We start from the raw sequence: 12,380 nt of genomic DNA, 5'->3' as shown, positions 1-12,380 counted from the left end.
ACTTATACCTATATTGTCTTTAATTATGTATTCATCATTGAATCCTTGTGCCTGTTCCATAAAAAAATTGCTACTCATGATATCGCCCCTAGATTTTACTAATACTGATATTATACATTATAACCTTAAATATGCATAAATTGACATACTTTCATTAACTCTATCATATAATTTTTTAGACATTATATCTTGAACTATTCTATCAATATTTTAAGGAGTATTTTATATGATAAAGATAAAAAAAAGAAAACTCATATTTTCCTCTGTAATTACACTTATCTTCGCACTAACTTTTGCTTACCTTGGATATAAAGTATCTCATTCTTCAAAAAGTCAAAATGATCCATGGATAGTTGCTGATGTAAGCAAGTATTCTGGAAAATTCATCTCAAAAGAAACTTTAATAAAGGATATTAAAGATAAACAAGCTTTAATAACTATGGAAACAGAACTAGAAGAAACAATAACTCTCAACGACAGCTGGGGACAGTTTGAAATCTTCAAGAAGCTTCAGACAATACATTTTTACGGAAGAGGTATATATTCCATAGATTTATCATCATTGACTAGTGATTCAATTAAAGAAGATATGAAAAATAGCAGTATTACAATAATGGTGCCTGAACCAGTTATAAAAGATATAATACTAGATGAAAATAAGACCTTATATGAATCACCCGAAATGGGTATATTAAGGATTGGAGATATAACACTTTCTCCTGCTGAATATGACGTTATATTAAGTCACATAAAAACTCGTATGAAAGAAAAACTTTCAGAAACTGAAAATATAGATAAGGCAAAAGAAAAAAGTTCTTCTTCCTTAAAATCCATAGTATCAACTTTATGTAACGTGGATCAGTCAAAAATTTCTATAGAATTTCAATAAATAATTTTTTATAATCAATTTATGACATACTTTATTAATATTTTTAAAGTATAATTTAGAAGTTAAAAAACTTAAAAAGAAAGGACATAAAGATTTTTATATCTTTTGGGTAATCTATGGTAAAAAAATTTAGAGCTGCATTAATTATTATTACTTTATTGATATGTGGATACGGACTTATAACATCAAATATGCACTATATAAGTTCTGCTGCTTTGACCTTAGTATCTATAGTTGTAATAGAAATATTTTTTAAAATTTGCACGGTTAAAATACCCCCAATAATTCCTATATCCATATATATATTTGTATTTCTATCAATGAATCTTGGAAAGTCTTTAAACTTTTACGGTGTACCTTATTGGGATAAGTTTCTTCATCTTACATCCGGTCTGCTTTTAGCTTTTATAGGCATGCTTATCCTATGGTCTTTAAATGCAAAAGGAAAAGAACTTCATCCTGCAGTAATAATAGCATTTGTTTTAATATTTTCAATAGCTTCAGCAGGAGTTTGGGAAATATGGGAATTCACAACAGACTCATTGTTTGGATTAACTGCCCAAAACAATAGCCTTAATGATACAATGTGGGATATAATATGTGGCACTATAGGAGGTTCTATAGTATGCATTTTCCTTTACTTGTACTATTATAAGGGAAAGAAATTTAAGATAATAAAAAACACTATAGATTATATGGATAAAAAATAAAAGCAGCCCAGAAAGTTTAAAACTTTCTGGGCATTATTTTATTCTATGACTCTAACCATTTTAACAAACAAATCTTTGTTCTCCATAAGTTTCTTTTCATTTCCTAATACACATAGATGGTTTTGCTTCATTACATCCTTCATAAGAGGACTTAGAGCCTGAATCTTTTCAGGGGTGATCGCTAGTATTTCATCTCTTTCTCTTTGAATATCCTCATAAGTTATTCCTCTTAGATACTCAGAAGTAGCTGCTTCACCCTTCATAGAATTTGTAAATGGATAATCCACTTTGTTTATAGCACCGATGATGTATTTTGTCATCTCTCTTTCAGTTGCAGAGAAATCCTTAACGTACTCATACATCTTGTCATAAACATCTATAGTTTCTTTAATATTAGGATCTCTATAGGAAACTATAAATACACTTCCATCACGTCTGAAGTTTGTCATTACCCCATAAGCGCCGCCTAGCACACGGACATTATTCCATAAGTAATCATATCCTCCTATAGTTTCTAAAACAACTAATGATCCATCATATTTGAAACCAGCTTTCTTATAGTCACCTGATTTTGCAACATATTGCACATTACTTTGGGTTAGAAGTGCCTCGTTTCCTGGAAGCTTAGGAAAATCATATTTTATATATCTTGGCTCTTCACTATTTAAGCCAACTGTAAGCTCTGGCAAGATCTTCTTTAGGTTTTCATATTCATCAGAAGTTGATGAGTAGCTTATTAAAAGATTATTCTTATTGAAGATATACTGAGATGTCTTTGATAAGTTATTGCTTATAGTCTCCCAATTCTTATCGAAGTTCTTTTCTAAATCACATAAGAAATGATAGAATTCAAGACCTCCTGTAATTTCATCATACCTTCCCTTTGGCATAAAATATGCCATTGACCTGTTAAATGATACTATGTGTCCGCTGGTAAGAGCTAGAGATTCAAAGTAAGCCTTTGTTTCTTTTATAACCTCAAGAACTCTCTTCTTATCTGAGTAATCTGTTTCTGTCATTATCTCACTGATAAGTTTTGCGGCGTCAGGCATCTTATCCATAAGCGTCTTACTCTTTACAACAACCATTGGAGTATATTCTTTTGAATCATCAGACTTTCCATAAGTATTTAGAGAAATTCCCATTCCTCCTGTGGCAAGGTTTATCTTATTAGATAAAGCTGAGTAATCTGTATAATTAGTACTTATCTTTCCCATGAGTGTAGTTAAAAGTTTTGCATATGGAACCAATTCCTGTGGCACAGCATCTGCTCTAAAGTATAAATTCATATAAGCTATCTTGTTAGTATCTATATCGTGGAACAACACTTTTATATCATCTTCGCTACGCTCCTCTAATGGAAGTTTAACTGCTTTCTTATCTATATCATCTATAGATAAAAGAGGGACAGAGTTTAATGCTTCTTCTGTATCTGGAGTTGTTTGCCTCTCCTTTAGCTTCTTAGATTCCTTCATTATCGCATTAAGTTCTTCCTTAGATAAAGATGCTTTGTGTGCTTTAAGCTTTTCTTTTAATTCAGCATCTTTCTTTTCTGATATACCCTTTTCTGGTTTTAACACAACTATAGAGCTATGATTATTATTTAAAATATATTTTTTTATTAAATTTTCAAAATATCTATTCTTAGATTCCTTTTTGATGTTCTCTAGCGCTTTGTCAAATTGAAGCTTGATGAATGGGTCCTCATCATGAAGCCAGCTATCTAGTGACATCATATTATACATAAGTCCTGTTGGATAACTCTTATAATCTCCTTCTCTTAAGCTAAATTCTATTTTGTTTATAGAAGATTCTATAAGTTCACTATCTATCCCCTCATCAACTAATTCTTTTAAGGTCGAAAATAAGATTTCTTTGAAGTATTCTTTATTATCTGCATTTCCATTCTTTGCTATGATGCTAAAAACTGGCTGCTTTAAAGAAGTATCAAAGTCTCCATAAACTGATTTACCTATACCTGCCTCTATAAGTGCTTTCTTAAGAGGTGAAGCTGGAGTTTCAAGTAGAATATATTCCAATATCTGCATAGCCAAATTTTCTTCCTCATTGAAAGAAGTATCTGCTACAAAGTTAGCATTTAAAAATGCTTTATTATTATTATCTTCGTTTTCAGCTATTCCATAAGGTATAGTAACTTCAACAGGTTTGTCAAATGCCTTTTGACTTGGAAGCTTTGAATCTACATCTATCTTTGAATAATTCTTCAAATAGTTGTCATTTAAGAATTTAAGTTCTTCTTTTGTGTCCCCATCTCCATACAGAAATATATAACTGTTGCTTGGATGATAGTATGTTTTATGAAAATCTATGAATTCTTCATAACTAAGTTCTGGTATATGATCTGGGTCTCCTCCCGATTCTTGACTATAAGGAGTATCTGGAAACAAAGTTTGTGTTATCTTTCTATAAAGCACTGACTCAGGAGATGAGTATGCTCCCTTCATTTCATTGTATACAACTCCATTATAAGTAAGTTCTCCTTCTAATCCATCAAGTCCATAATGCCATCCCTCTTGTTCGAATATTTCTTTATACTTATATATATTTGGATGTAATACTGCATCCATATAGACATCCATAAGATTAAAAAAATCCTTAGTATTTCTACTGGCTACAGGATATATAGTCTTGTCTGGGAATGTCATAGCATTAAGAAATGTATTCATAGACCCTTTTAAAAGTTCTACAAATGGTTCTTTACAAGGGAACTTATCAGATCCACAAAGCACTGAATGCTCTAATATGTGTGTAAGTCCCGTACTATCCTTAGGTGGTGTTCTAAACCCTATTGAAAACACCTTATTATCATCTTTATTTTCTATCTTTATAAGTTTTGCTCCGCTGCCCTCATGAATAAAAACAAGTCCTTTTGAAGATATCTCATCAATTTTTCTTTCCTCAACAAGCTTAAATCCGCAGCAAATTTCTCCTGGATTCATATATACTCCCCTTTCTAACTAATGATGTAATTTTTAAGAAGGCATACCTTCTCTCAATATATATTATGTTGTAAGACTTTGTATAAATCTGCATATTGATTAGTATTACCTAAAGGTTTAAAAATAATAATATTCTTACAACTATAACTTATATTATATTATAAAAGAAGTCTTAGTAAAGAGGGTTTGCGCCCTTTACTAAGACTTCTTTTCATTAAAGGATTTTGGGTAATCTTTTATGTATTGGGGGCATAAAAGATTTATTGATCACACATTCTATTATATAGGACTTTTCTAACAAAATGTCTTAAAAAACGCTTAAGATTATAAGTAGTTATCTAGTTTCTAGCTCCTGTTATTTCATGTCTAAAAAAGGTTAGATTATTGTAACATCTAGCTATAAGATAAATCTATAAACACTTTAAACATATCCCCATCTTTTTCTATATACATCTTTCCCCTGTGAAGCTCAACTATCCCTTTTGCGATAGCAAGCCCTAGGCCAGAACCTTCTACTGTTGAATTTCTAGATGAATCTCCTCTCTTAAATCTATCAAAAATTTCATCTACATCAAAATTCATCTCATAAGCAGATATATTTTTGAAGCATATTCTTACACCGCTTTCCTCTCTTTGCTCTATGTCCACATACACTCTTGTATTGTCTAGAGAATATTTTAAAGCATTTGATATAAGATTTTCAAAAACCCTTGCCATTTTCTTTCCGTCAAGATTAAGCATTATAGGCTGATCAAAAGAATTCACTCTAAAGTCAAGCTTCTTCTCATCATACATATAGGAAAGCTCTCCTATGGACTGGTTAATAAGCTCCACTACATCAACTTCGCCCTTTTCAAGTTCAACTTTCCCGCTATTCATCTTAGAAACTTCAAATAAGTCTTCTATGAGAGCCTTAAGCCTTAAACTTTTATTATTTAGTATCTGAAGATAGTCTGAACGTTCTTCAGCTGTAAGTTCTTCTCTGCCCAAAAGATCTGTATAATTTATTATAGATGTAAGAGGAGTCTTTAAGTCATGAGATACATTTGCTACAAGCTCACTCTTTAATCTCTCGTTTTTAACCTGTTCATCTATAGAACTTTTGAAGCCTGTTTTTATCTTGTTTATATTTGAAGCTAGCTCTTTAACTTCCTTTGAGCCACTTTCTTTTATGAACGCCTCTAAATTTCCATTTGCCATATCTCTAGTCGCCTTTATTATTCTTGCATATCCAAGTGCATCCTTCAATAACAAAGGAATAAGCACAAACATATATAAAAATACAAAAACCACAGCAAATATACTAACATATCCATACATAACTTGCGGCATAATTATTATAAACATTGGGGTCGATACTATGTATGCTATAGCTTTAAATGCAACAGACTTTACTCTTATTAAGTCTCCAAAGGAACATATTATATGGTATAGATATTTGATAAATCTTTTTATATATGATATCCATATGCTTTTCCTTAAACTTTCCGATAAAGCCTCTGTTCCTATATTCCATATGCCAATACAATACAAAATAAATACAACTATATATACAGCTAAACAAAAAGCATTCTTAATTGCTCTTTCTCTTGTGTCCCACATAATTACATAATTACCATGTGAACTTCTTATACTTTCTGCTGTTGTCCAGTAGTACTGTTCATAATCTCCTAAGTTTTTTATATTATTTACTAGATCAGGCTGAATCTTTAGTGCTGGTACCGGATTTGCTGCATCTACTTTATAGTAAAATAAAGCATCCTTATTCAAAAAGGCCTCTATGTCATTTCCTATAAGACTAGGTTCATTTGTATACACTTTTCCCGTTGGTTTATGAAGAATATAATATCTTGATTTTATATAAGTCGCTCCAACCTTTGCTTCACTTAAAAGTTCTTCTTGCGTCATACTTGGTATATCATTCAAATAATTAGTGGCTTTAAATATTATATTATCTACCTCATAAAGTTCATAAATCCACTGCTGCCTTATCTTTTCTTTGTCAAACTGCTTATATTTGTAAGCATCAATCACTCTTCCAAAATAGGGATAAGCTATTATAGTAAAGATAACCATACATATTGTTATTAAATCAACATGTCTGGCAAAAAAGTTTTTTATTCGGCCTTTCTTTTTTTCATTATTCATAAAGCTTCCTCTCTACTTTTCCATTTTATAGCCTACACCCCAAACAACTTTAATGTATTTAGGTTCTTTAGGATTTATTTCTATCTTTTCTCTTATTCTTCTTATGTGGACCGTAACAGTATTATCTGCATTGAAAGCAGGCTCTTCCCATACTCTCTCATAGATTTCCCCCGATGGAAATACTCTTCCCGGAGTTTCTGCCAAAAGCAGAAGTATTTTAAATTCTATAGGTGTAAGTTTTACATCCTGACCTTCAACAGTTACCTGCCTTGTCTCTTTGTTTATAACTAAATCTCTTATGTTTATCTCATTTTGATTCACCTTGTAATTTCCAAAAGATATATATCTTCTAAGCTGGGACTTTACACGTGCTACAAGTTCTAGAGGATTGAACGGTTTAGTTATATAATCATCGGCACCTATGTTAAGTCCCAATATCTTATCAGAGTCTTCACTCTTTGCGGACAACATGATTATAGGAATGTTTTTGCTTTCCCTTATTTTCATACACGTCCTTATGCCATCCAATCTAGGCATCATTATGTCAAGCAGAATTAGATGGACTTCCTTGCTTTCTAAAACTTCTAAAGCCTCTATTCCATCAGCACATTTTATAATATTTATGTCCTCGCTAGACCTTAGATATATATCTATGGCATCTCTTATTTCTTTTTCATCATCTACTACCAATACATTAAATTTACCCATATTTTCTCCCTCTTTTTAGGCTTAATATTTCCCTATATTTTAAATCATAGTCTTGTATTATTACAAATCATTATAGTATTTCTTAAGAATATATTAATTCCGTCTTATTGTAATTATACAAGTTATTATCAATATGTTTCAACTTTAGAAACTTTTATATCATTCATATTGAACTCATAAAATTTTAATTAAAATAATATTCTCAGGAATGGGAAGTTCCTGAGAATATTACTAGAAGATTATTTTATAATAAAATCCAATGGGAACTGGATTTATTATTATGTTACCAAAATTAAATTCTTACGGAACTAAGTGGCCTCATTTTGAAAAAGTATCCTATTCCTTGAACTTCTTCTGATAATATAAGATGTTTGCAGATGCTTGAATTCTTATCATAATATATAGATAAAGATTTATTTTTCAAATCAAATCTCATGGAATATGTAGCATGTTCTTCATATATATTTTTATTTTCATAACTTGAATCTGTAATTATATTTCCATATCTATCTGCTACAAAGTAATTAATCACAACATTTTCCTTCAAAAGTTCACATTCTCTTTTAAATGTCTCTATTACTGTTTTTGCTTCCTTTACATCACTACATCGCTCTAAAATATATCTTGTAATTCCTATTTTTCTTATTAGTTCATGTTTATATGATTCCATATAAATTGGTTTTCTTATGCATTTATTTTTATTATAATTAAGGACCTGAATATTTGCAAACAGTCCACATTGATTTATACCTTCATTAAAATCATGTTTTACTAGATATAAAGAATATGTTTCCTCATCTAGCTTCATATTTTGAGGTATAAATTGAACATTATTTTCACAGTTCATTGAATTCATCGTTCTAGATATAAATATATTGTTATGGTCATCTCTACTCCAAATTAGATTACACACATCGTTTCACCTCGTTTTTTGAAGTAACCATTATTTAATACATGTTACCTTAACCTATTTATTCTAGATATATTGCCTTTTCCCTTCTTTCATTACAAAAAATATCAATTTCTTATATCTTTTGTAATTTAGCATAAGTTTTTTGTTATTTAAGTCAAAGCCTATAGGCTTATCATATGATATATATATTTCATTTGTGCATTCTATTCCGAAGAACTCAATTAATACTATGTTATCTTATCACTTTAAAATGTCTCCATTCATAAGGCATCATATCTAAATATTTCTGGCTTAAAAATCTATCATCTATGAGCACTACAGTTCCTTTATCATCTTCTGTTCTTATAACCCTTCCAGCAGCCTGCATAACTTTATTCATTCCAGGATATACATAAGAATAGTCATATCCGTCTTTTCCTTCTTCATTATAGTATTCTTTTATTATATCTCTTTCTGGACATATCTGTGGAAGTCCCACTCCAACTATAATAGCGCCTTTAAGCCTATCACCTTTAAGATCTATTCCTTCTGAAAATATTCCACCCATAACCCCAAATCCAACAACGTTTTTCTCTGTATCTTTAGAAAAATTGTTTAAAAAATCCTCTCTATCTTCCTCACTCATATCTTTTTCTTGAATTATAGTCTTCAAATTTTCATTATAATAAAGAAAATTTTCATATACATAATTCATATAACTATAGGACGGAAAGAATATCAAATAATTTCCTGGATGCTCTCTTATTGTATTAGATATCATTCTGCTTATATCCTTATAAGTCATTTTTCTATGTCTATATCTCGTTGATAAAGGATAAATATATAAACTAAGATTTTCTCTGTCATAAGGCGATTTTAAAATAATCTTATAGTCTGATTCCTCTCCGCCCAACACATCTATAAAATAAGTCAACGGTGAAAGTGTCCCAGAAAAAAATATGGTAGCCTTATTTTCTTTCGTTATGTCATTTAACAATTTAGATGGATCTAAACAAAATAGTTTTATCTTCACATCATTTCTGCTACGTTCTACAAAAGTAGTGAACCTATCATCGTATAATTTGCTTATTCTTATAAAAGAATTAAACTCAAAATACAAGTCTAAAAGCTCATTGTAACCATGCTTTTTAGGATTCTCAGCAAGCCACCTTTCAGCTGAAGTTGTAAAACTAACTAATTTCATTATTAAATCCTTTGGCTTTTCTGTATATGTAGAATATTCTCTTTCATCATCATTTCTTATATCTATAAGTATTTTGTTTATTTCACTTGCAGTTTTATATAGTTTTTTATCTTTATCCTTAAAAAGCTTTTTAATATCCATTACTTTTCTTTTTTCTATGGTTGAAGAAAACATTTCCCTTGCCCTATCTACTAAGTTGTGCGCTTCATCAATAAGAACTATATAATTCTTGTAATCTTCGTCTCCATATCTCTTTAGGGATACCCGTGGATCAAACACATAATTATAATCGCATATTATAGCATCTACAAAGATAGAAACATCTAAAGAGAATTCAAAAGGGCAAAGATCGTATTTTCTTGAATATCTCTCTATGATTTCTCTGCTTATCATATCTTCATTCTTCAGTATATCCACTATCCCCATATTCAATCTGTCATAATAACCATTAGCAAATCGACAGCCTTCCTTTGTACAATTAACCTCTTCATTAAAACATATTTTTTCCTTTGCTGTAAGAGTAAGAACTTTCATATAAAGACCCTTTTCCTTCATCATTTTAAAAGTATCTTCTGCTACAGTTCTTGTTATAGTTTTAGCTGTAAGATATATTATCTTTTCTGCCAATCCTTCTCCCATTGACTTTACCGCTGGAAATATAGTAGATATCGTCTTTCCTATCCCAGTAGGTGCTTTTACAAAGAGCCTTTTTTCATCAATGATGGTTCTATATACCTTTACTGCCATTTCTCTTTGGCCTTTTCTATAATTTTTAAAGGGAAATTCTAATGATTTTATGGAAATGTCTCTTTTCTCTTCAATATCAGCTTTTAACTCTGCCAATTCGAGATATTTATCTAAAAGGCCTTCTAAAAATTTCTGTAACTCCTTTATTGAAAAAGTTTTTAGAAATCTCTTTTCCTCATAATCCTCTATATTCACATAAGTAAGCTGTATATTTATTGATAATAAATTATTTTGAATTCCATATATGTACCCATAAATTTGTCCTTGAGCCCAATGAAGTGGATTGTAATCCACTTCTATATCTCCTAGGTTTCTAGCTGTGGATTTTATTTCATCTATAGTGATTCCTTGAAGTTCCTGTATTAATCCGTCACATCGTCCTTCTATTTTAAATACGAAATCCCTATACTTAACTTCTTCTTTTAAAGTCACTTCTTTTGTGTAATTTTCACCTTGACTATCCTGTATTTTTTTGTGTGCTTTTATTCCTTCCTGCATAGAAGAGGTTCCTCTAAAAGTAGAATCTATACTGCCACTTCTAAGAACATACTCCACCAACTCACGAACGGAAATATTTATAATTTTCATTTTTATCACCTTTAATTTATACATTTCATATATTTCATTATATCAAATAAGGAAAGATTTATATAATTGTTAATTCCATTTTCAATTTATATTACAAGCTAGTTGAATAAAGTTCTTTTTCCTTGTAATATTTAATTGATATTTACATTAATTAAACTATGGAGGAATAATTTTATGCATCTATTAGGAACTATTGCAGATACATTGGCTATAGTAGTCGGAACTTTTATTGGACTTCTTTTTAAAAAAGGAATAAGCGAAAAATTAAGTCGTACTTTAATGCAAGCCTTAGGTTTATGTGCATTATTCGTAGGCATAGATGGAGCTTCAAAGGTTGATAATCTTATGGTGGTTATCATTTGTATGTCTCTTGGCGCTTTAATAGGAGAACTTGTAGACATAGATGCTAGATTAAATAATCTAGGATTTAAAATTCAGGGGAAATTCAAAAGTAAGAAGGGCAATATAGCTGAAGCTTTTGTATCTACTACGCTTTTATTCTGTGTAGGTGCAATGTCTATAGTTGGTGCTCTAAACAGCGGACTTCAAGGTGACCATACAGTTCTTTTATCAAAGTCAATATTAGATGGTGTTACAGCAATAATCTTTGCTTCAGCTTTAGGTAGTGGTGTTCTTATCTCTGCAGCAGTTGTTTTTGCTTATGAAGGAGCTATAACTATATTTGCTTCATTTCTAAGTCCTATACTATCTACCGCAGTTATCGGCAATGTTACAGCTTGTGGAAGTCTCCTTATCATAGGACTTGCCTTAAATATATTAAAGGCTACAGATATTAATGTTTCAAATCTTTTACCAGGAGTCTTTCTGCCTATATTAGCTGAAATTGTAATAAATCTTTTCTAAATGCGTTATCTAAAAATCTTATATAGTCAGCTTCACACACAAAATACCCAAAGCTTACCATATTGTAAATAATATGATAACATAGAAGGTAGTTAGACTTACTAGCGTAATTTTCTGGTATAATAAGGAAAAGGAGGTGCTATATAAATGTATATTCATGTAACCCTAGATCTTATATTTATTCTATTCTGTATTTCTATAATACATGAGATTTATGAACATAGACGTGTCACTACTCCATATAAGTCGTATAGTGTCTGTTTAAGATATGGCTTTATAACAAAACCGTTATTATATTTTTTAATTTTATGTGCATTTATCAATCTTGGAATATTTCTTTTGAATGATGGATTTATTTTAGTAGATGTATTAGACAGGGGATTATTCTTATTTGCGCTTTGTGTTTGTACCTATGCAGTTCCCAAAAAAATATATATAACTCAAGAAGGAATATATTATTTTAATAAATGTTGGGGCTGGAACAATATTTATCGCATAGATATTTATGACAATGTTGTAGACATACTATTCTGTGACTACTCTAGAAAGCTTATATTTTTAGAACAACCTACCATAGAAGAAAAAGAGGAGCTTGTAAAAATAATGTATCAAAAGAATGCTATGATTTAAATTATTAGTTTTACTGGTTACTAAAAAATGTCCTATGAAG

10 protein-coding genes (1 of these 10 only partly in view) are annotated in these 12,380 nt (G+C 30.4%); 4 read left to right on the top strand and 6 right to left on the bottom strand.

Going from position 1 to position 12,380, the window contains the following annotated elements:
* On the bottom strand, positions 1-78 hold the 5' portion of the coding sequence (locus KQH81_RS01055) for a GNAT family N-acetyltransferase (RefSeq protein WP_168972666.1). Its footprint begins 852 nt before the window's first position; only the first 78 of its 930 coding nucleotides appear in the window; it begins with the start codon at positions 76-78; the stop codon falls past the left edge of the window.
* A 148-nt stretch (positions 79-226) separates the two neighbouring features.
* On the opposite strand from KQH81_RS01055, the gene KQH81_RS01050 reads away from it, so the two are divergent.
* Complete coding sequence (locus KQH81_RS01050; RefSeq protein WP_230028689.1) at positions 227-889, top strand: DUF4230 domain-containing protein; 663 nt, start codon at positions 227-229, stop codon at positions 887-889.
* A gap of 116 nt (positions 890-1,005) precedes the next feature.
* Positions 1,006-1,599, top strand: a complete 594-nt coding sequence (locus KQH81_RS01045; protein ID WP_168972664.1) for a hypothetical protein — start codon at positions 1,006-1,008, stop codon at positions 1,597-1,599.
* Positions 1,600-1,637: 38 nt separating this feature from the next.
* Here the strand turns inward: KQH81_RS01045 and KQH81_RS01040 are convergent, their stop codons facing one another.
* The 5 genes from KQH81_RS01040 to KQH81_RS01020 all read right to left on the bottom strand — a co-directional run bounded on the left by KQH81_RS01040 (position 1,638) and on the right by KQH81_RS01020 (position 10,846).
* Positions 1,638-4,559, bottom strand: coding sequence for an insulinase family protein (locus KQH81_RS01040; RefSeq protein WP_230028687.1), 2,922 nt, complete (start codon positions 4,557-4,559; stop codon positions 1,638-1,640).
* Positions 4,560-4,952: 393 nt separating this feature from the next.
* On the bottom strand, positions 4,953-6,707 hold the full coding sequence (locus KQH81_RS01035; RefSeq protein ID WP_168972662.1) for a HAMP domain-containing sensor histidine kinase: 1,755 nt from the start codon (positions 6,705-6,707) through the stop codon (positions 4,953-4,955).
* 12 nt (positions 6,708-6,719) lie between these two features.
* Positions 6,720-7,415, bottom strand: coding sequence for a response regulator transcription factor (locus KQH81_RS01030; RefSeq protein WP_027639773.1), 696 nt, complete (start codon positions 7,413-7,415; stop codon positions 6,720-6,722).
* A gap of 292 nt (positions 7,416-7,707) precedes the next feature.
* Positions 7,708-8,328 (bottom strand): carcinine hydrolase/isopenicillin-N N-acyltransferase family protein, encoded by a 621-nt coding sequence (locus KQH81_RS01025; RefSeq protein WP_168972661.1) that lies wholly within the window; start codon positions 8,326-8,328, stop codon positions 7,708-7,710.
* A gap of 232 nt (positions 8,329-8,560) precedes the next feature.
* On the bottom strand, positions 8,561-10,846 hold the full coding sequence (locus KQH81_RS01020; protein WP_143081367.1) for an ATP-dependent DNA helicase: 2,286 nt from the start codon (positions 10,844-10,846) through the stop codon (positions 8,561-8,563).
* Positions 10,847-11,020: 174 nt separating this feature from the next.
* Here KQH81_RS01020 and KQH81_RS01015 point away from each other — a divergent pair, with 174 nt between their 5' ends.
* Positions 11,021-11,710, top strand: a complete 690-nt coding sequence (locus tag KQH81_RS01015; RefSeq protein ID WP_035771220.1) for a DUF554 domain-containing protein — start codon at positions 11,021-11,023, stop codon at positions 11,708-11,710.
* A gap of 147 nt (positions 11,711-11,857) precedes the next feature.
* Positions 11,858-12,340, top strand: coding sequence for a hypothetical protein (locus tag KQH81_RS01010; protein ID WP_027639769.1), 483 nt, complete (start codon positions 11,858-11,860; stop codon positions 12,338-12,340).
* Positions 12,341-12,380: the final 40 nt, after the last annotated feature.

This window comes from Clostridium cadaveris, from assembly GCF_020911725.1.
Taxonomy (GTDB): domain Bacteria; phylum Bacillota; class Clostridia; order Clostridiales; family Clostridiaceae; genus Clostridium_X; species Clostridium_X cadaveris.
Note: the sequence above shows the minus strand (reverse complement) of the source record. Positions and strands in the feature narration are given on the sequence as shown.